The organism is Citreicella sp. C3M06, from assembly GCF_018860705.1.
In the GTDB taxonomy this organism is placed as follows: Bacteria; Pseudomonadota; Alphaproteobacteria; order Rhodobacterales; family Rhodobacteraceae; genus Salipiger.
Map to the genome: position 1 here is coordinate 164,851 of NZ_JAHKQA010000047.1, position 23,475 is coordinate 188,325.

Annotated in this window: 17 protein-coding genes; 5 read left to right on the top strand and 12 right to left on the bottom strand. The window is 67.8% G+C overall.

All coding sequences use genetic code 11. The features are described 5' to 3' along the window. Nucleotides 1–15: 15 nt before the first annotated feature. Nucleotides 16–948 (top strand): glyoxylate/hydroxypyruvate reductase A, encoded by a 933-nt coding sequence (locus KO516_RS11085; protein ID WP_216003851.1) that lies wholly within the window; start codon nucleotides 16–18, stop codon nucleotides 946–948. 37 nt (nucleotides 949–985) lie between these two features. Here the strand turns inward: KO516_RS11085 and ggt are convergent, their stop codons facing one another. The 4 genes from ggt to KO516_RS11105 form a co-directional block, all read right to left on the bottom strand. Next, nucleotides 986–2,641, bottom strand: coding sequence for a gamma-glutamyltransferase (gene ggt / locus KO516_RS11090; RefSeq protein ID WP_216003852.1), 1,656 nt, complete (start codon nucleotides 2,639–2,641; stop codon nucleotides 986–988). 353 nt (nucleotides 2,642–2,994) lie between these two features. After that, nucleotides 2,995–4,392, bottom strand: a complete 1,398-nt coding sequence (locus KO516_RS11095; protein WP_216003853.1) for an FGGY family carbohydrate kinase — start codon at nucleotides 4,390–4,392, stop codon at nucleotides 2,995–2,997. Nucleotides 4,393–4,395: 3 nt separating this feature from the next. Next, nucleotides 4,396–5,619, bottom strand: a complete 1,224-nt coding sequence (locus KO516_RS11100) for an NAD(P)/FAD-dependent oxidoreductase (RefSeq protein ID WP_216003854.1) — start codon at nucleotides 5,617–5,619, stop codon at nucleotides 4,396–4,398. Further along, nucleotides 5,616–7,004, bottom strand: a complete 1,389-nt coding sequence (locus tag KO516_RS11105; RefSeq protein WP_252737532.1) for an NAD(P)/FAD-dependent oxidoreductase — start codon at nucleotides 7,002–7,004, stop codon at nucleotides 5,616–5,618. Before KO516_RS11105 ends, KO516_RS11100 begins: the two co-directional genes overlap by 4 nt. 180 nt (nucleotides 7,005–7,184) lie before the next feature. Here KO516_RS11105 and KO516_RS11110 point away from each other — a divergent pair, with 180 nt between their 5' ends. Next, entirely contained in the window at nucleotides 7,185–10,019 is a 2,835-nt protein-coding gene (locus KO516_RS11110) for an FAD-binding and (Fe-S)-binding domain-containing protein (RefSeq protein WP_252737533.1), read from the top strand. Here the strand turns inward: KO516_RS11110 and KO516_RS11115 are convergent. The 7 genes from KO516_RS11115 to KO516_RS11145 form a co-directional block, all read right to left on the bottom strand. After that, a complete protein-coding gene (locus tag KO516_RS11115) occupies nucleotides 10,016–10,825 on the bottom strand; it encodes a DeoR/GlpR family DNA-binding transcription regulator (RefSeq protein WP_252737534.1) in 810 nt (269 codons plus the stop codon). The genes KO516_RS11110 and KO516_RS11115 overlap by 4 nt on opposite strands. Nucleotides 10,826–11,020: 195 nt before the next feature. After that, the gene (locus KO516_RS11120) at nucleotides 11,021–12,850 is read right to left on the bottom strand and encodes a heavy metal translocating P-type ATPase (RefSeq protein ID WP_216003856.1); all 1,830 of its coding nucleotides are present in this window, start codon (nucleotides 12,848–12,850) and stop codon (nucleotides 11,021–11,023) included. 65 nt (nucleotides 12,851–12,915) lie between these two features. Next, entirely contained in the window at nucleotides 12,916–13,875 is a 960-nt protein-coding gene (locus tag KO516_RS11125; protein ID WP_216003857.1) for an N-carbamoyl-D-amino-acid hydrolase, read from the bottom strand. A 149-nt stretch (nucleotides 13,876–14,024) separates the two neighbouring features. Further along, entirely contained in the window at nucleotides 14,025–15,815 is a 1,791-nt protein-coding gene (locus tag KO516_RS11130; protein ID WP_216003858.1) for an IlvD/Edd family dehydratase, read from the bottom strand. A gap of 10 nt (nucleotides 15,816–15,825) precedes the next feature. Further along, nucleotides 15,826–17,139 carry a TRAP transporter large permease subunit gene (locus tag KO516_RS11135; RefSeq protein ID WP_216003859.1) on the bottom strand — a complete coding sequence of 438 codons (1,314 nt, stop codon included), beginning with the start codon at nucleotides 17,137–17,139 and terminating at the stop codon, nucleotides 15,826–15,828. Next, entirely contained in the window at nucleotides 17,139–17,699 is a 561-nt protein-coding gene (locus KO516_RS11140; protein WP_216003860.1) for a TRAP transporter small permease subunit, read from the bottom strand. The genes KO516_RS11135 and KO516_RS11140 overlap by 1 nt, the downstream gene beginning before the upstream one ends. A gap of 69 nt (nucleotides 17,700–17,768) precedes the next feature. Then, nucleotides 17,769–18,797 carry a TRAP transporter substrate-binding protein gene (locus KO516_RS11145; protein ID WP_216003861.1) on the bottom strand — a complete coding sequence of 343 codons (1,029 nt, stop codon included), beginning with the start codon at nucleotides 18,795–18,797 and terminating at the stop codon, nucleotides 17,769–17,771. A 204-nt stretch (nucleotides 18,798–19,001) separates the two neighbouring features. Here KO516_RS11145 and KO516_RS11150 point away from each other — a divergent pair, with 204 nt between their 5' ends. Genes KO516_RS11150 through KO516_RS11160 form a run of 3 tightly spaced genes read left to right on the top strand, consistent with a single transcriptional unit; the run spans nucleotide 19,002 to nucleotide 21,657 of the window. Beyond that, nucleotides 19,002–20,033: a LacI family DNA-binding transcriptional regulator gene (locus KO516_RS11150; RefSeq protein WP_216003862.1), complete on the top strand. Its 1,032-nt coding sequence runs from the start codon at nucleotides 19,002–19,004 to the stop codon at nucleotides 20,031–20,033. Nucleotides 20,034–20,089: 56 nt separating this feature from the next. Beyond that, a complete protein-coding gene (locus tag KO516_RS11155; protein WP_216003863.1) occupies nucleotides 20,090–21,019 on the top strand; it encodes a 2-dehydro-3-deoxygalactonokinase in 930 nt (309 codons plus the stop codon). Next, entirely contained in the window at nucleotides 21,016–21,657 is a 642-nt protein-coding gene (locus KO516_RS11160) for a 2-dehydro-3-deoxy-6-phosphogalactonate aldolase (protein WP_216003864.1), read from the top strand. The genes KO516_RS11155 and KO516_RS11160 overlap by 4 nt, the downstream gene beginning before the upstream one ends. Here the strand turns inward: KO516_RS11160 and KO516_RS11165 are convergent. Continuing rightward, nucleotides 21,648–23,420 carry an SLC13 family permease gene (locus tag KO516_RS11165; protein ID WP_216003865.1) on the bottom strand — a complete coding sequence of 591 codons (1,773 nt, stop codon included), beginning with the start codon at nucleotides 23,418–23,420 and terminating at the stop codon, nucleotides 21,648–21,650. The genes KO516_RS11160 and KO516_RS11165 overlap by 10 nt on opposite strands. Between the last annotated feature and the right edge of the window lie 55 nt (nucleotides 23,421–23,475).

Below are 23,475 nucleotides of genomic sequence, written 5' to 3' on the forward strand. Positions count from 1 at the left end.
GATCAAGGAAACAACATGACCGTTGCCGTTTACCTTCCCGCCGAAGACAAGACCCAGTGGTGGGTGGATATGCTGGCCGGCCTGCTGCCCGGCTGGACCGTCAAGGCGCTGGACGCCGTGAGCGACCCGGCCGAGGTGCAATACGCCGTTGTCTGGCGCCCGCGCAGCGGCGATATCGCCAAATTCCCCAACCTGCGCGCCGTGGTGTCCATCGGCGCGGGCATCGACCATGTGCTGGCCGATGAACAGCTGCCCAGCGGCATTCCGATCATCCGCACCGTGGGCGACGATCTGACCCAGCGGATGCGCGAATACGTGGCGCTGCATGTGCTGCGCCATCACCGCGACATGCCCCGCCAGTTGCAGGCGCAGGCCGAGAAGGACTGGCACGCCATCGTGGTGCCCGTTGCGCCCAACCGGGTGGTGGGCGTGATGGGGCTTGGCAATCTGGGCGCGGCGGCAGCGCAGACCCTTGCGGGGCTTGGCTTCACCACGCGCGGCTGGTCGAAATCGCCCAAGGATATCGCCGGCGTCGACACCTTTGCCGGGCCCGAAACGATGGATGCGTTTCTGGATGGCTGTGAAATTCTGGTGAACCTGCTGCCGCTGACCGCGCAGACCACCGGCATTCTGAACGCCGATCTGTTTGGCAAGCTTGCGCCCGGCGCCTGCGTTATCAACTGCGCGCGCGGTGGGCATCTGGTGGATGGCGATCTGATCGCCGCGCTCGACAGTGGGCAGATCAAACAGGCGACGCTGGATGTGTTCCATGTCGAACCGCTGCCCACGGACAATGCGTTCTGGGATCATCCGGGCATCACCGTAACCCCGCATGTGGCCTCGCAGATCGATGCGGGCACCGGAGGGCGGATCATCGCCGCCAACCTGAAGACCTTTGCCGACACCGGAACCTGCGCCGATGTCGCCGACGCCGCGCGGGGCTACTGACCCCGCACGCAATGGGTTCGCTTCGGCCCCCATCCTGTCAGATGTGAAATGAAATACCGGCGGCGGCCAATCCGCCGCCCATCGCCGCCACCGTGCCATCGGCGCGCCAGCAGGCCGCGCCGATCATCTCGCCCTCGGGCGCAAAGGCGATCATGTTCATGCCCCCGCCGATATGGGGCACGAGGGTGACAGTATGGCCCGCCGCTTCGAGCGCCGGTTTGTGATGGGCGTAATCCGGTTCCAGTTCCACATGCGCGCCCTCGGTCCAGATGCGCGGCGCCTCTACCACCTGTTGCGGCGTCATGCCAAAATCGATCATGTTGACGATGGCCTGCATGGCGGATGGGAAAATCCGCACCGCGCCGGGCAGCCCCAGCGCGAAACTGGGCGCGCCGTCCTTGAGCACGATCATCGGCGCCATAGAGGTCGGCACCCGCTTGCCCGGCGCGATCGACAGCGCCTTTCCGGGGTGCGGGTCGAAATTATACATGTAGTTGTTGGGGATGATCCCCGTGCCCGGCACCACAAAGCGCGCCCCGAACAGCCCGTTGATGGTGTGGGTGGCCGACACGATGCGCCCGTCGCGGTCGGCAACGGTGATATGGGTGGTGTTCTGGCTTTCATAGCCCGGCGGCACCGCGCCCTCTCCGCCAAGAGCACGCATCCGCGACTGGCTCGCCGCCGCGTACTCCTTGGAAATCAGTTTTTCGACCGGGATATCGACGAAATCCGGATCGCCCGAGGCGGCGCGCCGATCCTCAAAGGCGATGCGGATGACCTCGGCTAGCAGGTGCAGCCGTTCGGCGGAGTCAAACCCCATCCCCGCCATGTCGTGGCTTTCCAGCATGTTGAGCATCTGCGCCACATGCACCCCCGAAGAGGCTGGCGGCGGTGGGCCGACGATCTGATGCCCCCGATAGCTGGCAAAGATCGCCTCGCGTTCGCGCGCCACATAATTGATCAGATCCTCCATCGACACCGACCCGGTCTCGCCCAGCCGATCCACCAAGGCACGCCCCAAGGCGCCGCCATGCAGCGCCTCGGCGCCCTCGGTGGCGATCAGCCGAAGGCTTGTCGCGTAATCCCCCTGCACCAAGCGGTGCCCAACGGGCGCAGGCGTGCCGCCGGGCAGGAAGATCCCAGCGATTTCAGCGTCCTGCGACAGGTCTTCGGCGTGGCGGGTGATGTTGGACGACAGGTAAGGCGTCACCGCAAAGCCGCGCTCTGCCAGACGGATCGCCGGAGCGATCACATCGGCAAAGGGCAGCGCGCCATGGGCAGCGTGCATCGCGCACCAGCCGCGCAGGTTGCCCGGCACCGCCACGGCCCCCGCCCCGACAAGGTTGGCCCGCCCCGCGGTTTCCATGTAACCGGGCAGCGCGTCCGACACCGGCGTATACATGTCGGGCCGCGCCGAGGCCCCCGCCTGCGACAGGCAATCATAGACCGTATGTGACCCATCCGGCAGGCGCAGATGCGACACGCCGCCGCCCGCGATGCCCACCATCATCGGCTCGACCACGGTCAGCGCCAGCAGCGCCGCAACGGCGGCATCGACCGCATTGCCGCCATAGGCCAGCATTTCCTGCCCCGCCGCCGTGCCCAGCGGATGGTTGGTCACCACAACGCCTTGCGAGCCCCGCGCGGGGGATTTGCGACAGGTGAAGGGCAAGGGCTGGGCTGCACTGGGCATGAGGGGTCTTCCTTTTTCGCTATCACCACTCTGGCAAAGCGGCCCAACGGCGGGCGGCCAGATCTGCGCCAATTGTGGTTTCGGGCAAGCTATCTACATGATTTGCGAAGGTCATCAAGAAAGATGGGCTGGAGCCAACATCTGCGCGGATTCGACGGTTTCGGTGCAAAAACGCTCCCCGTCAGCGGATTCTGGCGTGCCAACCCTGCCCGATAAGGGGCAGCAGGTGCCCCCAAGCCGCCAGAGCAACCGGAAGTATCGGCTTCTCTGCCGGTATATACGCGCGAACGGTCACTCATTAAGTCTGAATGCTGACCGTTCGTGCAACTCGCTCACTCGCACCAGAACTTGCGCTAAGGCGCCGCGCGCCAGCCTTGGGCACGATCCACCGCCTGCGCGAACCGCGCCATGCGGGCAGACCGGTCGCAGGTGCGCGGCGCAACCTCTCCCCGCGCCGGTGGCCCCGGCAGTGCACCGCCCCGCCCAAGCGCCGCCAGCTGCGCGCCCCCCAGCGCTGTCAGCTCATCGGTGCCCGGCAGGATCAGGTGCATCCCCGTCACATCCGCCAGAAACTGGCACAGATACGGCGATCGCGACAGGCCTCCGTCCACCGACAGCCGCGTCAGCGGCCCCAGCCGGGCAATCACCTCGGCAGCGCGCAGTGCAATGCCTTCGATGAGCGCCTGCGCCATGTCCGCGCGCGTGGTGGCCCCTGTCATGCCGATGAACAGCCCCGCCGCCGAGCCATCCCAATGCGGCGCACCAAGCCCCGACAAGGCGGGCACGAACACCAGCCCCCGGTCGATCGCGGGCGGCGCGGAGAACCCGGCAAGCGCCTCGGCCGTGTCGAGCAGGCCGATCCGCATGGCCCATTCCACCGCCGATCCCGCCGCCTGCACCCCGCCTTCCAGCGCATAGGCGGTGCGCCCGCCGATTTGCCAGGCCACCGTGGGCAACAGGCCGCTGTCTGCGGTTTCGGGCCGCGCGCCATCGCTCAGGGCCAGCGCAAAGGCCCCCGAGCCAAAGGTGATCTTGGCGTCTCCGGGCGCGCGGCAGCCATGCCCGTAAAGCGCGGCCTGCTGGTCGACCACCGCCGCGGTGACGGGGGTGTCATTTATGCTGCCGAAATCGCCAACCGTCGGGCGGATCTCGGGCAGGCAGTCCATCGGCACCCCGAACAGATCGCATAGCGTTGGATCCCATGCGCCGCTGTCCAGCCCCATCAACGAGCTGCGCGATGCGGTGCTGATATCGGTCTGCGCCCGCCCTGTCAGGTTCTGCAAAAAGAACCCATCCGTCGTGCCCAGCCGCAGCCGCCCGGCGCGATGCGCCGCCTGCACCTCGGGCACATTGTCCAGCAGCCAGCCCAGCTTGGCGGCGGAAAAATACGGATCAAGCGGCAGCCCGGCACGCTCGCGCACCAGCGCCGCGTGTCGGGACATGGCAGAGAGACGGGCCTGCGTGCGCCGGTCCTGCCAGACGATGATCGGCGAGAGCGGCGCGCCGCTCAGCGCATCCCACGCCAGACAGCTTTCGCCCTGATTGCTCAGCGCGATGGCGTCCACCGGCCCGGCCGCCGCAATCACCGCGCGCAGATTGGCCAGCAGTTCCGCCGGGTCGTGTTCGACCCGGTCCGCCTGCGGAAAATGCTGGGCATGGCGCAGCGCCAGCACGATCCGGCTGTGTCCCGCGTCATCGGCGACGATCCCGCGTGTCGAGGTTGTGCCCTGATCCAGCGCCAGCACCCGCATCGCTCAGCCCTCTCTCTCCAGCCTCAGGCAGAGATCGCCCGCCAGCGCCGCCCTGTCCAGTGCGGGCACCTGCAGCCGCAGCGATTGTTCGGGGTGACTGCGCAGGCTGGCCACGGCCAGTTCACGCCCCGCGCCATCGCTGAGAACCAGCCGCCCCCGCAGGGCACCATTTGCGCGCAGAACCAGCGTGCAGGGGGTTTGCCCCGCGGCAATCCGCTGCGGCACGACATAGCGCAGCCCGTCGCCAAGAAGGATATCGACCGCCTCGCGCCGCCGCGAGCCCTGCGATAGATCCTGCGCGACACGGCGCGCGACATGGCGTCCTTCGGCCCAGCAGCGCCCGCCGGTTTCCACCGGGTGCAACACGTTGCCCGCCGCGAACACATGCCGGTCCGAACTGCGCCAGCCCGCATCGATCAACGGCCCTTGCGTGCCGGGATCAAGCGTCAGGCCGCTGTCGCGCGCCAATGCGGCCTCGGGGGTGAAACGCCCGGAAAACACCACGCCGTCACAGGCCAGCGCCCGCTCGCTGCCATCGCGCAGGCGCAGGCGCAGCCCCGAAACCCGCGCCGCGCCGTCGATCGACAGCAGCGTCGCCCCCATCAGCACCGGCACCCCAAGCAGCCTGCACAGCGCCATAAAGACGCCCCGGCTGCGCGGCCTGTCTTCGGTCTCGACAAGCGCCGCAGGGCGCATGCCGTGGCGCGTGCAGCTCAGCAATGCCGAAAATGCCACCAATTCGCTGCCGATGATGACAGGGCGGCGAAACGGGCGGCGCTGTTCCAAGGTGAGGAACGCTTGCAACGCCGCGGTGTTCATCACCCCGAGGGGCCGCATCCCCGGCGCAAGCCGCTGCGCGCGGGTCTGTTCACGGGCCCCGGTGGCAAGCACGATGCGCGCCGCGTCGAGGATCATCGCCCCGTCGCGCGTTGCAAGTTCCAGCCGCCCGTGCGGGCGAATGCGCGTGACGGTGGTGCCGGTTCTGATCTCGACCCCGGCGGCCAAGGCGCGGGCAACAAGGCGGCGGGCATAGGCCGGGCCGCCAAGAAAGCGGCGAAATTCCCGCATCCCCCACAGCGGATGGGCACAGTGGCGCGCCATGCCCCCCGCCTCGTCAAAGCGTTCCAGCACCACGATACGGCCCACCCCGAGCCGGCGCAGTTCGGTGGCGCAGGCCAGCCCGGCCGGGCCAGCGCCGACGATGGCGACATCGCAAGCCTCGCTCATCTGCGATCCTCCGGCAGGATCGGATCGCGCAGGCGCCCTTCGGTCAACGTCGCGATGCGGGCAAGGCAATTGAAGCCCTGACAACGGCCCATGGCGCAGCGGGTGCGCCGCCGCAGCCCGCCGAAATCGCCCGGTGGCACAGGGCTATCTAGCGCGGCGCGCAGCTCGCGCAGGGTGACCATCTCGCAGTGGCAAACAATGCCATCGTGGCCGGGGCGCTGCCAGTCGCGGGTCAGACCTTCGGCAAGGTTGGGCATGACGGGCACTGGCGGATCAGGGGGCGCGACGGGCCGCGCCGCCCGCGCCCAGAGCGCGAACACATGGCGCGCGATCCCCAGCGCGGCGGTCAGCCCGGTGGACCGGATGCCCCCGGCGCAGAAATAGCCCAATTCGTGATCGGCGTGGATGCGGTATTCCTTGCGCTCGCTCGCGGGGCGCAGCCCGGCGTAGACCGCCGTCACCGGCATGTCGCGCAGGCCGGGTACCAGCCGCGTCGCGGTGTCGATCAGCGTGCTCAGCTCTGGGGTGGTGACATCGGGGCGCTCGCGCGCCTGCTGTTCCTCGGCGGTGGGGCCGACCAGAAGGTTGCCAAAGACGGTGCGGGTCAGCACCACGCCCTTGGTCCGCTCGTTGGGCACCGGCAGCAGGATGCTGGTCAGGCAGCGGGCGGCGGCCTTGTCGAACACGACGAACTGCCCCTTGCGGGGGCGAATGTCGAAGCGGGAGGCGCCAGTCAGCAGGGTTTCGATTCGATCCCCGTACAGTCCGGCGCAGTTGATGACGCTGTGGGCGCGGATCTCTCCGGCGGCGGTTGTCAGGTGCCACAGATCGCCGCTGCGCCGCGCGCCTGTCAGGGCGGCGTTGAACAAAAGGCGCGCGCCGAGCATCTGCGCCTGCGTGGCATAGGCCAGCGGCGCGGACCACGGATCAATCACATGTTCGCGCGGGACCAGAAGCGCGCCGCGCAGCCGTGAGGACAGGTGCGGCTCGCGCGCGCGCGCCTCGTCGCGGCTCAGCAGGCGCGCGTCGGGCACGCCATTGGCATGGGCCTGCGCCAGCAGATCCGGCAGGCGCGACTCTTCGTCGTCGTTCCAGGCGGCGACCATCGCGCCGCATTCCAGCAGCGGCAGGTTCATCGCGCCCCGGATCTGCAGGTATTCGTTATAGCCCGCCTGCATGCAGGCCAGCTCGAGCGATCCGACCGGCGCATCGAACCCGGTGTGCAGGATGGCGCTGTTCGCCTTTGACGCCCCGGCGAGAATATCCGGCGCCGCTTCGATCAGCACGCAGCTTGCGCCTTCCAGCGCAAAGCGACGCGCCATGGCGCAGCCCACGACACCGGCCCCGATGATCGCGACATCCGCTTCCGCTGTCTCAAGGGTCAAGCGCCACCTCCATCGTCAGCCCCAAGGGCATATTGACTGAACGTGCATTTTGCTAACCGAATACACAATATCGGCCCCATTTAATTTGCCGCGATTGTTGCACTCGGTCACGCTCTGCGTCAAAATTCCGCGCACCGCGGCGCTGCCGCCCCAGCCGAAAGCTCTGCGATGACGCGCCACATGCCCCCGCCCACCAAGGCCGAGCGACACTTTGCCCAAGCCCTGACGGCTCAGGGGTTTGCGGGCACCGTCTCCATAGCCCCCGGCGACCGGGTGGTGATGGCGACGGACAATTCGATCTATCAACTGCTGCCCGGCGCCGTGGTCTATCCGCGCGATGAAGCCGACCTTGCGCTGATCGCCCGCCTGCTCGACCAGCCCGAGTTTCACGGCGTTACCGTGCGCCCGCGCGGCGGCGGCACCGGCACCAACGGGCAATCGCTGGGCGGCGGCATCACGGTGGATTGTTCGCGCCACATGACCCGGATCCTTGATATCGACGTTGCGGCGCGCCGGGTGCGGGTGCAGCCCGGCGTCATCAAGGACCAACTGAATGCAGCGCTGCGCCCGCATGGGCTGTTCTTTGCGCCCGAACTGTCAACATCGTCGCGCGCCACGATCGGGGGGATGATCTCGACCGATGCCTGCGGGCAAGGGTCCTGCGCCTATGGCAAGACCTCGACCCATGTGCTGTCGCTGCGCGCCGCGCTGATCGGGGGCGAGGTGATCCAGACGCAGCGCGCGCCCCATGTCCCCGGAACCGGGCGCAGCGGCGCGGTGCTGGAAACGCTTGATACCCTCAGTCGCGATCAGGCAGAGCTGATCGCGCAGCGCTTTCCCAAGCTCAACCGCACGCTGACCGGCTATGATCTGGCCCATATCCGGCAGGGTGACAGCATCGACCCCGCGGCGGTGATCTGCGGATCAGAGGGCACGCTGGCCCTGATCAGCGAGGCCACGCTGAACCTGTTGCCGATCCCCGCCGCCACCGCGCTGCTGCTGGTGTTCTACCCCGATTTTCAGGCCGCGCTGCGCGATGCGCGCGAGATGGCGAGCCTTGGCGCGACCTCGGTCGAAACCATCGACAGCCGGGTGCTGGGGCTGGCGCGCGAAGAACCCGGCTTTGCCGCCGTGGCGCATCTGTTCCCGGTGGCGGATGCGGCGGGGGTGAATATCGTCGAATTCACCGGCGATGATGCGGGCGCGTTGACGGACCACGTGACAACCCTGCGCGACAGGCTTGCCGCCGGACCGGGGCGGCTTGCGGTGACACAGACCCAAGGCGCGGATGTGGCGCGGGTCTGGGGGCTGCGCAAGGCGTCGGTCGGCCTGCTGGGGCGGGCGCGGGGCAGCAAACGCCCGCTGCCCTTTGTCGAAGATTGCGCCGTGCCACCCGAACGGCTGGAACCGTTCATCGCCGGTTTCAGGGCCATATTGGACCGCGAAGGGCTGGATTACGGCATGTTCGGCCATGTGGATGCGGGCGTGCTGCACGTGCGCCCGGCGCTGGATCTGACCGACCCGGCGCAGGAAGTCCTAATCCGCCGCATCACCGACGAGGTGGTGGCGCTGGTGCATCAGCACGGCGGTTTGCTGTGGGGCGAACATGGCAAGGGGGTGCGTTCGGAATATGTGCCCGAGGTGTTCGGCCCGCTGTATCCCGCCTTGCAACAGATCAAGGCGGCGTTCGATCCGCGCAACCAGCTCAATCCGGGCAAGATCGCCACCCCGGATGACAGCGCCCTGTGGCAGATCGACGGCGTGCCGACCCGTGGCCAGATGGACCGTCAGGTGCCCGAGGGGCTGCGCGCGGATCATGCCTCGGCCTTTGCCTGCAACGGCAATGGCGCCTGTTTCAACCGCGACGCGGGCGATGTGATGTGCCCGTCCTACAAGGCCACCGGCGATCGGCGCCATTCCCCCAAGGGCCGCGCCTCGCTGATGCGCGAATGGTTGCGGCAGGGCGGGCCTGATGGTGCCGCCGATCCCGATTTCGAGGCGGATGTGAAACAGGCGATGGACGGCTGTCTGTCCTGCGCCGCTTGCACAACCCAATGCCCGATCCGGGTCGATGTGCCCAAGCTGCGCGCGGGATTCCTGCAAAGCTATCACGCCCGGCATCGCCGCCCGCTGCGCCACTACGCGCTCGACCAGCTTGAGGCGCTGTTGCCCTATGCCGCCCGCCTGCCCCGGCTGGCCAATCTTATGACCCAAGGGCCGGGGGCGGCGCTGATGCATCGCATCGGCCTGACCGCCCTGCCGGCGCTGCCGCTGCACAGGCCGCCGCTGGACCAGTTGCGAGACCTTGAAACGCTGGACCCGGCGCGCGACGTGGTGCTGGTGCCCGACGCCTTTACCCGGTTCTTTGAACCGCAGCTGGTGGCCGATCTGGCCGAGGTTCTGGACAGGCTGGGCCACCGCCTGCGCGTTGCGCCCTACCGCCCCTCGGGCAAGGCCCGCCAAGTGCTCGGGCGTGTGCGCGGGGCCGCCGCGCAGGCCCGGGCTCAGGCCGATCTGCTGCGCCGCATCGACGCCACCGGCACCCGCATGGTCCAGATCGAACCCGCGATAACCGCCTGTTACAAAACCGATTACCCCGAGGGCACGCCCCGCCCCCTCAGCCCGCAGGAGCTGCTGGCAACGCTGGTGAACGACACGGTGCAAGCGCCGCCGATGCGGGTGCGGCTGCTGCCCCATTGCTCGGAGCGGGTGCAAGGCGCGGCAGGACATACGGGCTGGCGAGAGGTCTTTGCCCGCTTCGGCATCACGTTGCACATCCCCGCAACGGGCTGTTGCGGCATGGCCGGTATGTGGGGGCATGAGACCGTGAACCGGGCCACATCCGAGACGATCTTTGCCCAGTCGTGGCAGGATGCCACCGCACCAGCGACCGGGCCGGAGCCGGATATCATCCTTGCAACGGGCTATTCCTGCCGCTGTCAAAGCGCCAAGGTTGCGAACCGCGCGTTGCAGCATCCGATCAGCCTGCTGCGTCAGCTCATGGCCGCGGGCTAGCGGCCCACCGGGGCGACGATAACCTCGACCCCGGCGCTGCGCAGCGCGGCGCCCATCTCGGGCGACGGGGCGCGGTCGGTCACCAGCCGGTCGATGCTGCCAAGCGAGGCCACTTCGAAGACGGCGGCGCGGTCCAGCTTGCTGTGATCGGCCAGCACCGTGACGCTGGCGGCGCGGGCGATCATGGCGCGGGCCAGTTCGGTTTCGCGCAGGTCGTAATCCATGATCCCGTCCGGCGTCATGGCGCCGATGGTCAGCACCGCATGTTCGGCTCTGAATTGCTGAAGCTGCTGGATGGCCAGCGCGCCCAGCGTCTCGCGCCCCTCGGCGGCGATCTCTCCGCCCAGCAGATACAGGCGGTGACGGCCGTCGGATTGCGCCAGCGCGGTCGCGATCTGCGGAGAATTGCTGATCACTGTCAGGCCCCGGCGGCGGGCCAGCGCGCGTGCAAAGGCGATGGTGGTCGATCCGGTGTCGACAAACAGCGTGGCGCCTTCGCCAAACAGCGTGGCGGCGCGTTGGCCGATGGCGTCTTTTTCGACCCTCAGCGTGGCAAGCCGGGCATCCAGCGGGCCTTCGGTCAGGCCCGGTTCGCCCGGCGCGGCGATGCCGCGCGCCCCGCCGTGAAACTTGCGCAGCCGCCCGCTGGCATCCAGCGCGCTCAGGTCGCGGCGGATGGTCTCTCGCGAGCTGCCATAGCGTTCCGCAAGCGCATCCACATGCACCTCACCCAGCGTTTCGACAAGCTGCACGATCAGTTCCCGCCGTTGCTCCGGCTTCATGCCGCGTCCTTTCGAAAGGGTCATACTGGGCTCTGCGCAATGCCCGAACGGTCACCCCATGCGCCCGCTCGTCTATTGTGTCGCAAGCGCCGCACAGACGCAATTGCCGACAGGGCTTGCGGGGCGATGGCGCGGTTTGGGCCGCGCCCCGATACCGCCGTCGTTCCTGTCGACCCGCGCGCATTGTCTCTGCCGTTTGCCCGAAGATGCCGGGTGCGGTCAGACCCGTGGCACGATCCGCAGCGCCCGCAGCGCGTTGAGGATCACCGCAACGTCGATCACCTCTTGCAGCAATGCCCCCTGCACCGGGCTGAGCGCGCCAAAGGCGGCGGCGATCATCCCCAGCACCGACAGGCCGATGCCCGCCACTACGCTTTGCAGGGCGATGCGGCGCGCGCCCCGCGCGATGGCAAGCCCCGCGCCAAGCCGGTCGATCCGGTCCACCAGCAGCACCACATCCGCCGCCTCGGCCGAGGCCGCCGCGCCGCGTGCCCCCATCGCCACGCCGACATCCGCCGCCGCCAGCGCCGGTGCATCATTGACCCCGTCGCCAACCATCATCACCGGGCCCTGCGCGCGTTCGGCCTGCACCAGCGCCACCTTGCCGCCCGGGGTCATCCCGGCGCTCAGCCCGTCAAGCCCAAGCCCCTGCGTTACCCTCTCGGCCACCTCGCGCCGATCGCCGGTGGCCAGCACGATGCGGGCGATGCCTTCGCGGCGCAGCCCGGTCAGGATCTGCGCCATGCCCGCGCGCAGCGGATCGGCCATCACCAGATGCCCGGCCATGCGCCCGTCAATCGCCACCGCCACCAGCAGCGCGCCCGCATCCAGCGCCGTGCTACCGGGGCTGGCCCCGATCTGCGCCGCGACAAAGCCTTCGCCGCCCACGATCACCCGGTGTGCCTCGATCTGCCCGACAAGGCCCTCGCCGGGATGTTCCGTCACGCCCGATGGCACCGGAAGCGCCAGTCCGCGCGCCTGCGCCGCGGCGACGATGGCCTGCGCCACCGGATGTTGCGAGGCCTGATCCAGCGCGGCGGCAAGGCGCAGGATCTCGGCCTCGGTCTGCCCGCCAAGGCAGGAGATCGACACGATCTGCGGCCGCCCGTCGGTCAGCGTGCCGGTCTTGTCGAGGATCAGCACCCGCATCCGCGCCAGCGCCTCAAGCGCCGGGGCGCCCTTGATCAGCACGCCGTAATGCGCCGCCCGCGACAGCCCCGCCACCAGCGCCACCGGCACCGCAAGGATCAACGGGCAGGGCGTTGCCACCACCAGCACCGCCACAGCGCGGATCGGATCGCCGCTCAGCGCCCAGGCCGCGCTGGCGATCAGCAGCGTCACCGCGAGAAATCCCAGCGCCCAGCGATCCGCCAGCCGCGCCATCGGCGCGCGCGCCCGCTGCGCCGCTTCGACAAGGCGCACGATGCCAGCATAGGTGCTGTCGCGGGCCGGGCGGGTGGCGATCATGTCGAAGGCCTCCCCGACGTTGGTGGCGCCGCTCATCGCCTCAGCGCCGCGCTCCAGCCGAATGGGCAGCGATTCCCCGGTCAGCGCCGAGGCATCGACAAAGCCAGTGGCCGAGGCCAGCGTGCCATCCACCGGCACCACGTCGCCCTGCCGGATCAGCAGCCGATCGCCGGGGGCAACCTCGTCAAGCGGGATCTCTTGCAGCGCGCCATTGCGGTGCCGCGTGGCGCTGCGCGGCACCCGCGACAGCAGCCCCTGCATCTCGCGCCGCGCGCGGCCCTCGGCAAAGCCTTCGAGGAAGGTGCCCCCCGAATACATCACCGCCACCACCGCCGCGGCGAGAGTTTCACCAAAGCCAAGCGCCGCGCTCATCGACAGCGCGGCGACGATATCAAGCCCGGTTTCCCCGCGCCCGAGGCTGCGCGCTATCTCGATCACCAGCGCGGCCAGCGCCGGCAGCACCCCGGCCCACCACGCCAGCGTCGCCAGCCCTGCCTGCCCCGACAGATGCAGCGCCAGCCCCGCGATCAGCCCGGCGAGGGCCAGCAGCAAAATGGCGGTCTTCACGCGGGTCACGCCCATAGCTGCCCCCTGTTGCCCACGGGGGCGATCATCCCCCGCAGGGCGCGCCGCGTCGAGATGGCATTTCAGCGCGTAGTGCGATCGGCCATGGTATAGGCCTCGCGGGTGGCGGCGCGGGTCTCGGCGCCCTCGCAGATCGGGCCGTAATCGCCCGGCTCGCGGTGCAGCGCAAAGTTGAAGATGTTGCGGCGCAGTTCGGTGCAGCGATCAAGGTCGATCTCGGCCACCGCCACCTCGTCGCCGCGCCCCTGCGTGCGGGCGACGATCTCGCCCGTCGGGGCGATGATGCACGACCCGCCGATCAACTCGCAGCCTTCCTCGAGCCCCGCCTTGGCGGTGCCGATCACCCAAGCGCCATTGGCATAGGCCCCGGCCTGCATCGACAGGTGGTTGTGGAAATCCTGCAAATGGTCGTGTTCGGGGGCCTGCGGGTAATGCTGCGGCGTGTTGTAGCCCAGCATCACCAGTTCTGCCCCGCGCAGCCCCAGCACGCGGAAGGTCTCGGGCCAGCGCCGGTCATTACACAGGCACATGCCAAAGCGTCCGCCCATGGCGTTGAACACGCCAAAGCCCAGATCGCCATGTTCGAAATAGCGCTTTTCCAGATGCTGGAAGGCGCGCCAGTCTTCGAAATTGTAATGCCCGGGCAGGTGAATCTTGCGGTATTTCCCGGCGATTTCGCCATCCGGGGTGACAAAGATCGAGGTGTTGAACCGCTGCCCGTCCGGCGTCAGCTCGGCGTAACCAAGGTAGAACCCCACCCCCAGCTCGCGGGCGCGGGTGAACAGCGGCTGGGTGTCTGGCCCCGGCATCTGCGTTTCGTAAAACGCATCGAGCGCCGCGCCCTCAAGCAGCCAGCGTGGAAAGAACGAGGTCAGCGCCAGTTCGGGAAACACCACCAGCCGCGCGCCGCGGGCATGGGCGGTTTCCATCAGCGCAATCAGCCGGGCGACCACCTGTGCGCGGGGTTCGGTGCGTTGAATGGGGCCAAGCTGGGCGGTGGCGGCAAGGATGGAACGGGTCATGAGGTCTCTTTCAGGCTGCACGGGCGGCGGATCTGCTCCGCCCGTGCGATGTTGCCTGTCAGGATCCGCGCCGCAAGCGGGTTCCGGCGCGGGCCGCGTCGAAGCGCGCAAGGGATGCGCGCGTTGCCGCGCGGGGCAGCAGTTGCGCCCTAGTGGCTGTGGCGCGGCATCGTGGCATTGCCGATGTCGCGGAATTCGTCCGCCCCATCCAGCACCATGCCATCGGCGAACTGGCGCACCCGGTCGCGAAAGATCGCCTGCCATGGCGACTGGCTTTGCGGCACCTGATAGCCACCGGCGGCCTCCAGCGCGGCGCGGCGTTCGGCGATCTCGGCATCGCTGACCATCAGCTGCACGGTGCGGGTGTTCAGATCGACGCGCAGCATGTCACCATCGCGCAGGATGGCAAGGTTGCCCCCCGCCGCCGCCTCGGGCGAGGCATTGAGGATCGAGGCCGACCCGGAGGTGCCCGATTGCCGCCCATCGCCAATGCAGGGCAGCCCGCGGATGCCCTGCTTGATCAGATAAGACGGCGGGCGCATGTTCACCACCTCGGCGCCGCCCGGATAGCCGCGCGGGCCTGCGCCGCGCATCACAAGGATGCTTTGCGCGGTGATGCCAAGCGCCGGATCGTCGATGCGCTTGTGGAAATCCTCGGGGCCGTCGAACACGAAGACCGGCCCTTCGAAGGCCATCGGATCGGCCTCGTCCGACAGGTAGCGGCCACGGAATTCCGGCGTGATGACCGAGGTCTTCATGATCGCGGTGTCAAACAGGTTGCCGGTCATGTTGAGGAACCCGGCATGCGGCGTCAGCGCCTTGTCGAGCGGGCGGATCACATCGGTGTTCTCGCAAGGCGCATCGGCGTAAAGCCCGGCAAAGCTGTCGCCGGTGACGGTGCGCGCGTCGGGGTGCGGGATCAGCCCGCCGCGCAGCAGTTCGGCCACCACGGCGGGAAGGCCGCCCGCAAGGTGGAAATCCTCGGACAGGTAGGCGCCCGCAGGCTGCACATTGGCCAGCAGTGGCACGTCATAGCCGACGCTTTCCCAATCCTGATTGGTCAACTCGATGCCCAGATGCCGGGCGACGGCCACAAGGTGGATCGGCGCGTTGGTCGACCCGCCAATGGCGGAATTGACCACGATGGCATTCTCGAACGCCTCGCGCGTCATCACCTGCGACGGGCGCAGATCCTCATGCACCATGTCGACGATGCGCTTGCCGGTAGCATAGGCCATCTGGCCGCGCTCGCGGTAGGGCGCCGGGATCGAGGCCGAGCCGGGCAGCTGCATCCCCAGCACCTCGGCCAGAGAATTGAGCGTGCTGGCGGTGCCCATGGTGTTGCAATAGCCCACCGACGGCGCCGAGGCGGCAGCCATGTCGAGGAACTGGTTGCCGTCGATCTCGCCGGCGGCGTATTTCTCGCGCGCCTTCCAGATCACCGAGCCAGAACCGGCGCGCTCGCCCTTGTGCCAGCCGTTCAGCATCGGCCCGACGCTGAAGGCAATGGCGGGGATATTCACCGTGGCGGCGGCCATCAGCAGCGCCGGGGTGGTCTTGTCGCAGCCGATGGTCAGCACCACGCCGTCGATCGGATAGCCGAACAGGCTTTCGACAAGGCTCAGATAGGCAAGGTTGCGATCCAGCATCGCGGTGGGCCGCTTGCCGGTTTCCTGAATCGGATGCACCGGGATTTCCAGCGGCACGCCGCCAGCGGCGATGATGCCGTCGCGGGTGCGCTTGGCCAGCTCGATGTGGTGGCGGTTGCAGGGCGACAGGTCACTGCCGGTCTGGGCGATGCCGATGATCGGCTTGCCCGAGCGCAGCTCGTCAAGGGTCAGCCCGTAGTTGAGATAGCGTTCTAGATACAGCGCCGTCATCTCGGGGTCGCCAAGATCGTTGAACCAGCTTGTCGAACGCAGCTTGCGGGGGTCGGTCATGACAAGGCTCCTAGTGTCCGGTGATGCCGGGGAAGATGATAAGCAGCGCGACGGCCAGAACCTGCATCGCGATGAACGGCAGCAGCGAGCGGAAAATGTCGCCGAGCGAGATATCCGGCGGCGCCACGGATTTGAGATAAAACGCCGCCGGGCCAAACGGCGGAGACAGGAAACTGACCTGCATGTTCATTGCGAACACCACGCCGAACCACACCGGGTCGTAGCCCATCTCGCGCACGATGGGAACGAAGATCGGCATACACAGCAGCGCGATGCCGACCCAGTCAAGGAACATGCCCAGCACGAAGAGGATCAGCATCATGAACAGGATGACCACGATCGGCTCGTCGGAAATGCCGGTGATCAGGCTGGAGACGAAGTTGATGCCGCCCATCAGGTTGAACACCCCCACCAGCGCCGATGCGCCGATGCCAATCCACACGATCATGCCCACGGTTCGCAGCGTCTGCTTGGCGGCGCCGATCATCAGCTCGACGCTGAATTCGCCCCGGATGATGGTCGACAGCGTGACCCCGATGACCCCGATGGCCGAGGCCTCGGTGACGGACGCGATGCCGCCGTAGATCGAGCCCAGCACAAAGATCACCACGAGGATCGGCAGGAACAGCCCCTTGAGCAGGCGCAGCTTTTCGCGGCGGCTGATGTCTTCGTGTTCGGCGATGGGGGCCAGCGCCGGGTTCAGATAGGCGCGGATCAGGATATAGGCGGCATAAAAGCTCGCCAGCATCAGCCCCGGAATGAAGGCGGCGCTGAACAGATCGCCCACCGAGACGTTGGCGGTCAGCCCGTAGATGATCAGCACGATCGACGGCGGCACCATGGTGCCAAGCGCGCCGCCCGCGCAACACACGCCAATGGCAAGGTTGCGATCATAGCCCAGCCGCAGCATCTGCGGCAGCGCCAGCAGGCCCAGCAGGATGACCTCGCCGCCAATGATGCCCGACATCGCGGCCAGCACCACCGCCACCAGCAGCGTCTGGATCGCGACGCCGCCGCGAATGCGCCCGGCCAGCACCTTCATCGCATCGAACAGATCGCGCGCGATGCCGGATCGGTCGAGGATCGCCGCCATCAGCACGAACATCGGCACCGAGACGAAGACAAAGCTGTTCACAAAGCTGAAGATCCGCGAGGTGATCAGCGGCACCGCCATCGGCCCGAACCACCCCAGCGCAAAGATCAGCGCCACCAGCAGCGTCACGAAGGCCAGCGGCATCCCGGTCAGCAGCAGCACCAGCAGCATGATGAACATGGCCAGCGTCGCGCCGCCAATGCCCATCGCCTGAAAATCAAGGAATTCCATCAGTCGGCTTTCTTGCGCAGGTAATTGACCGTGAAGATCGCAAACTGGATCGCCAGCAGGATCAGGATCACGAAGAGAAAGATCTTGAGCAGCCCCGGATAGGCCGGGTTCCACGCAGAGCCCGAGGTTTCCAGCCGGAACTCGCCCTGCGGTGTCCATGCGGCCCGCTTCACGCTCAGCCACGCCGCCCAGGCAAAGAACACCGACGCCACGAGGCAGATCACCGAGATCCCCACATCGAACAGCCTGCGCAGCCCCTCGGACATGCGATCGTAAAAGATCACCACGCGGATGTGCTTGTCGATCGCGGCGGCATAAAGCCCGCCGTAGACAAAGGCGATGGCGCTCAGGAACACCACGGTTTCATGCACCCATTTGGTCGGCGCGTTGAACGCGTAGCGCAGCACCACCTCATACATCAGCAGCGCCGCCGAGGCGAGAATGCCGATGGCAAACAGCACCCCCACCGCATTGACAGCCCGGCCAAACGCCCCGGCTTCGGGGGCGGCCTCGGGGGTCTTGTTATGATTGGCGAGTGTCTCGTCGATGATGTCGGACATGGCGGCCTCGGGTGGGAAAACGGAAAACCCCCGGCCAGAGGGGGCCGGGGGCAACGGGCAGGATGGGGATTATTCCTCCATCAGCCCTTTTTCGATCAGATAGGCGGTCAGCAGGTCATAGACCTTCTGGCTGTTGGCCGAGGCCTTGGCGGCATCTTCCCACTGGCTGCGGGCGATGGCGCGGAACTTGGCGCGCTCTTCATCAGACCAGTCGTGAATGGTGATCTCACCGCTGGCTTCGGCTTCCTTGGCGGCTTCCATGTCGCGCTCATGCACGGTCTGCGACTGGTAGACGGCGAATTCCGCCACCGACTCTTCCATCGCGGTCTTCAGATCGTCGGGCAGCGAATTCCATTTCGACAGGTTCACCGACACTTCGATCAGCGGCATCGAATGGAAGCCGGGATAGACCGGGTGCTTGGCCACGTCATGCAGGCCCTGCGCGGCGTTGGTCGAGAAGGTGTTATAATCGGCGGCGTCGATCACCCCCTTGTCGAGCGAGGTGAACACCTCGGACCCCGGCAGGTTCACCGGCGCGGCGCCAGCGGCGGCGAACACGTTCTGCACCATGCCTTCGGGGGCGCGCAGCTTCAGACCCTGAAGATCGGCCACCCCGTCCAGCGGCACCTTGGCCACGAAGGCTTCAAGCCCCGGCGTGGTCGCGCCGATGAAATGCAAACCATAAGGTTCGAGCATTTCGTTCATCAGCTCCTTGCCGCCGCCATTCGCCATGAAATCGAACATCTGGCTGGGGTCCGACCATGCGCCGACCGGGTTGGCGATCAGCCCGAAGGCCGCATCCTTGCCCGAGGCATAGGAGGTGTCGGTGAAATGGCCATCAAGGATGCCCGCGGCGACCGCGTCCATGGTTTCGGAATGCGCCACGATGGTTTCCACCGGCATCATTTCGACAGCGATACGCCCGTCGGTCTTTTCCGACACCATCTGCGCCCACTCTTTTTGCAGCAGGAAGTTGGTGTTGCCCGCCGGGTCCGACGACTGGATGCGGAAGGTGTATTCCTGTGCCTGCGCGGTGCTGGCAAGGGCAAGGGTCATGGCAACGCCTGCGAACAGGCTGCGACGGGAAAGAATGGACATGCTGGGCTCCTCCAAGAATCCATGGCCCGGGCACATGGCTCTGCGCGCCGGGTCTGGGCGGACCATAGGACAGCATAAATGACAGCGCAATCATTATCTGAGGCCGCAGTTTTTCGCCCGCCCACGATCCACGGCGCAAAGCGGTTTCGCTTGAACCATCGCGATATTTCAGCAAGAAAGACAGTAACAAAAGGATCACGGCCCATGCCCAGAAAATCGCGCGCAGGATCAGACCGCCCCACCCTTGCCGATGTTGCGCGCGAGGCTGGTGTTAGCGCGATCACTGTTTCCCGCGCGATTCGCTCGCCCGGAATCGTGTCGCAGAAAGCCCGCGCCAAGGTCGAAGAGGCGGTGCGCAAGCTGGGCTATACCCCTGACCCGGCGGCCTCGGCGCTGGCCTCGCGCAGCACCTCGACCATCGGGTTGCTGGTGCCCTCGCTGACCAACAACGTGTTTTCCGACGTGCTGCGCGGGGTCTATGACGGCGCGCAGGACACGCGCTTTTTCATCCAGATCGGCAATTACCGCTACAGCGCGCTGGAAGAAGAAGGCCTGATCCGCGCCTTTCTCAGCCAGCGCCCGGCCGGGATGATCGTCTCGTCGCGCGATCAGACCGATGCCGCGCGCGCCCTGCTTGAACAGGCGAGCTGCCCGATCGTGCAGATCATGGAAACCTCGGATGACGCGGTGGATATGTGCGTCGGGTTTGACCAGCTGGCCTCGGTGCGGGCCGGGGCAGAGCATCTGCGCGCCTGCGGCTACCGGCGGCTGGGCTTCCTGTCGGCGCGGATGGACCCGCGCGCGCGCCGCCGTCTCGAGGCGTTTCGCGACGCGGCCAGCGCCGCCGGGCTGCATGACGAGGCGCGCATCGTCACCACGCCGCTGCCCTCTTCGGTGGGGCTTGGGCGGCAGCTTCTCGAACAGCTTCTCGACCGCGCGCCCGACACCGACGCGGTGATGTGCAACAACGACGACCTTGCCGTCGGCGCCCTGATGGAGGCGCGCGCCCGCAACATCGACGTGCCGCGCGAGCTGGGCATTTGCAGCTACAATGACATCGAGATGGCGCGGCAGATGGTGCCCTCGCTAAGCGCCGTCGCCACGCCGCGCCGCGAGATCGGTTCGCGCGCCATCGCCATGCTGCTGGCCGAGATCGAAAGCCCCGGCTCGGTGAGCGAGCGGCGCGTCGATCTGGGCTTTGCGATGATGGCGCGCGGCTCGACCTCGCCGCGATGACGCCGCCCGCAACGGCCGCAGCGCGCGGCCCGCACGACCCTTGAATGGAGAGACAGATGAGCGACACCGCGCTGATTGCGCTTGATTGGGGCACCTCGAGCCTGCGCGCCTTTCGCATCGCGCCGGGGGGCGGTGTGCTCGAGACCCGCGCCTCGGGGCATGGCATCCAGCATCTGCCGCAGCCCGGCGCCGATGGCTTCGCCGCGGCGCTGAATGCGCTGACCGATGGCTGGCCCGACGCACCGCTGGTCGCCTGCGGCATGGTCGGCAGCGCGCAGGGCTGGGCCGAGGTGCCCTACCTGCCCTGCCCCGCCGATGTCTCGCAGCTGAGCGGTGCCGCCGGGCGGGTGCAGACCCCGCGCGGCGAGATGCTGATCGCGCCGGGGCTGATCCATGCGCCGACGGGCGCGCCCCCGGATGTGATGCGCGGCGAGGAAATCCAGATCGCAGGAACCATCGCAGACCACCCGGACCGGCAGGCCAGCGCCACGCTGATCCTGCCCGGAACCCATTGCAAATGGGCGCAGGTGCAGGGCGGCGCTGTCACCGGCTTTGCCACCTACATGACCGGCGAGATCTTTGCCGTGCTGCGCGCCCATTCCATTCTTGGGCGGCTGATGCCCGACGAGAGCGCGCCAGACCCCGACGCCTTTGCCCGCGGCGTCGCCGAGGCCGCCAGCGGCGGCGCGCTGAGCCATCAGCTGTTCAGCGCCCGCACGCTGGGTCTGACCGGACAGCTGCAAGGCGAGGCGTTGGCCGAATATATGTCGGGTCTGCTGATCGGGCATGAGGTCGCCGCCGGGCTTGCGCAGCACGCGGGCGGTGCGCTGCTGCTGGTTGGCGGCGGCGCGCTTTGTGCGCGCTACGATGCGGCGCTGCGCCAGATCTGCGGCGCTGGCGCTGCGGCGCTGATCGAAAACCCCGCCCCGCTGGGGCTGTATCATTTCGCCCGCGCCGCCGGGCTTATCCCTGAAGGACAGTCATGACCGATCGTGCCCAACGCCTTGATGCGGCCTGCGCCGCCCTGCCCCTTGTCGCCATCCTGCGCGGGCTGACCCCGCCCGAAGCGGTGCCCGTCGCGCAGGTGCTTTTCGACGCCGGGTTCCGGCTGATCGAGATTCCGCTCAACTCGCCCGAGCCCTTCGACAGCATCAAGGCGGTGCGCGACGCTCTGCCCCACGAGGCGCTGGTCGGGGCGGGCACCGTCACCACGCTGGCCGATGTCGACAGGCTGGATGCCATCGGCGCCGATCTGGTGGTGATGCCCCATGCCGATACCGCGGTGATCGGCGCCGCCGCCACCAAGGGCATGATCTGCATTCCCGGCATCGCCACGCCAACCGAAGCCTATGCCGCGCTTCATGCCGGGGCGCGCGGGCTCAAGGTGTTTCCCGCCGAGCTTGTCGGCCCCGCCGCGATCAAGGCGATCCGCACCATCCTGCCCGTGGGCACGCGGCTGTTTCCGGTGGGTGGCATCACGCCGGGCACCATGGCCGATTTCCTGCCCGCCGGGGTGGCCGGGTTTGGCCTTGGCTCGGCGCTGTATAAGCCGGGCGATGACGTGGCGACGGTGCGCGCCAAGGCCGAGGGGTTTGTCACCGCTTGGGCCGCGCTTCAGGGCTGAAGCGGCCAAATCAGCGGCGCGACCAGCACCGTGACCGCCCCGGCGATCAGGTTCATCGGCAATCCCAGCCGCAGGAAATCGGTGAACCTGTAACCACCGGCGTTATACACCATGGTGTTGGTCTGATAGCCGATCGGGGTGGCAAAGCTGGCGCTGGCCCCGAACATCACCACCACCACAAAGGCGCGCGGGTCCAGCCCGAGCGTCTGGGCCACGCCCACCGCCACCGGCGTCATCAGCACCGCCACCGCGTTGTTGGTGACGATCTCGGTCAGCACCGAGGTCACCGCATAGATCAGCGCCAGCGCCAGCAGCGGGCTGAGATGGCGCAGCGGCCCCGAGATTGCCTCGACGATCAGCATCATCGCGCCGCTGCGCTCCATCGCGGTGCCCAGAACCAGCATCCCCACGATCAGCAAGAGCAAACGCCCGTCGATGCTGCCCAGCCCCTCGTCGGCCTCGACGCAGCCGGTCAGCAGCACAATGGCCGCGCCGATGATCGCCAGCGGCAGGATCGGCGCCAGCTCCAGCGCCGCGCCGACCACCACCAGCGCCAGCACCGCCAGCGCAATCGGCGCGCGGCCACGGCGAAACGCCCGCGCCTGCATCGGCGCCAACAAGACCAGATCCTCGTCGCGGGCGAGCCGGGCGATATCCTCGCCCGCGCCATCCAGCAGCACCGTATCGCCGGGGCGCAGATGCAGCGCCTCATCCGCCAGATCGACCGAGCTGCCGTGCCGGTGCACCGCAATCGGATAGACCCCGTGGCTGCGCCGCCAGCCAAGGCTGGCAAAGCGCCGCGTGCGGGTCTTGATCAGCGCCTCGACGATCTGATGGCGCCGCGCCGTGGCGGCCTGCGTGCCGGAAATCGCAAGGCTCTTCGAGCCGTCGCGAAAGCCTGCGATTTCGGTATCCGGGGCGTGCAGCACGATGCGATCCCCCGCCGCTAGCCGCGCCTCGCCGATCTCGCGGCGCAGCGAGACATCGGCGCGGATCAGGTCGACCAGCCGGGTGCCGGGGCGGCGGAATTCGGACACATCGGCGGGGCTGCGCCCGATCAACGGCGAGCCCACCGGCACGAACAGCTCGACCTGCCAAGAGCGCGCCGCGCCGCCGCGCATCTGCGCCAGCGGCGTGCGCTCGGGCAGGAAACGCGGCGCGGCCAGCGCCAGAAAGCCGCCGCCGACCAGCGCCAGCACCAGCCCGAGCGGCGCGATTTCCAACAGCGCAAACGGTGCCAGCCCCTGCTGGCGCGCCACCCCGTCGACCAGCAGGTTGGTCGAGGTGCCGATCATCGTACAGGTGCCCCCCATGATCACCACGTAGCTGAGCGGCATCAACAGCCGCGAGGCGCTGGTGCCCAGCTGGCGCGACAGCGCGAACACCACCGGGATCAGGATCATCACCACCGGCGTGTTGTTCATGAAGGCCGAAGCAATTGCGGCCAGCACGAAAAACGCCAGCACCGTGCGGCGCGGGCGACGCTCCATGCCGCGGCCAAGCGCCCCTGCCATGGCTTCGAGCACGCCGGTGCGCACCAGCGCGGCGCTAAGCACGAACATCGCGCCAATGGTGGCGGGCGCCGGGTTTGACAGGGCATTCAGCACATCCTCGACCTGAACGAGGCCAAGGACCAGCGCCACCGCGACCCCGGCAAGGGCCACCACCTCGGCGGGAAAGCGTTCCACCGTGAACAGCGCAAACACACCGCCCACCAGAAGCATCGCCCCAAGGGGCGCATAGGAACCGGGATCAAAAAACATGGAAGCACCCGCTGCATCGCCGCGCTGGAACGCGCCACCGGCAAGGCGCAGATCC

Coding starts and splice junctions, on each gene's coding strand:
- KO516_RS11135 (WP_216003859.1), bottom strand. CDS start 17,139: ATGGAATTCCTTGATTTTCAGGCGATGGGCATTGGCGGCGCGACGCTG.
- KO516_RS11130 (WP_216003858.1), bottom strand. CDS start 15,815: ATGACCGACCCCCGCAAGCTGCGTTCGACAAGCTGGTTCAACGATCTT.
- KO516_RS11150 (WP_216003862.1), top strand. CDS start 19,002: ATGCCCAGAAAATCGCGCGCAGGATCAGACCGCCCCACCCTTGCCGAT.
- KO516_RS11140 (WP_216003860.1), bottom strand. CDS start 17,699: ATGTCCGACATCATCGACGAGACACTCGCCAATCATAACAAGACCCCC.
- KO516_RS11125 (WP_216003857.1), bottom strand. CDS start 13,875: ATGACCCGTTCCATCCTTGCCGCCACCGCCCAGCTTGGCCCCATTCAA.
- KO516_RS11155 (WP_216003863.1), top strand. CDS start 20,090: ATGAGCGACACCGCGCTGATTGCGCTTGATTGGGGCACCTCGAGCCTG.
- KO516_RS11095 (WP_216003853.1), bottom strand. CDS start 4,392: ATGCGGGTGCTGGCGCTGGATCAGGGCACAACCTCGACACGCGGGATC.
- KO516_RS11115 (WP_252737534.1), bottom strand. CDS start 10,825: ATGACCCTTTCGAAAGGACGCGGCATGAAGCCGGAGCAACGGCGGGAA.
- KO516_RS11085 (WP_216003851.1), top strand. CDS start 16: ATGACCGTTGCCGTTTACCTTCCCGCCGAAGACAAGACCCAGTGGTGG.
- KO516_RS11100 (WP_216003854.1), bottom strand. CDS start 5,619: ATGAGCGAGGCTTGCGATGTCGCCATCGTCGGCGCTGGCCCGGCCGGG.
- KO516_RS11145 (WP_216003861.1), bottom strand. CDS start 18,797: ATGTCCATTCTTTCCCGTCGCAGCCTGTTCGCAGGCGTTGCCATGACC.
- KO516_RS11160 (WP_216003864.1), top strand. CDS start 21,016: ATGACCGATCGTGCCCAACGCCTTGATGCGGCCTGCGCCGCCCTGCCC.
- ggt (WP_216003852.1), bottom strand. CDS start 2,641: ATGCCCAGTGCAGCCCAGCCCTTGCCCTTCACCTGTCGCAAATCCCCC.
- KO516_RS11165 (WP_216003865.1), bottom strand. CDS start 23,420: ATGTTTTTTGATCCCGGTTCCTATGCGCCCCTTGGGGCGATGCTTCTG.
- KO516_RS11120 (WP_216003856.1), bottom strand. CDS start 12,850: ATGGGCGTGACCCGCGTGAAGACCGCCATTTTGCTGCTGGCCCTCGCC.
- KO516_RS11110 (WP_252737533.1), top strand. CDS start 7,185: ATGCCCCCGCCCACCAAGGCCGAGCGACACTTTGCCCAAGCCCTGACG.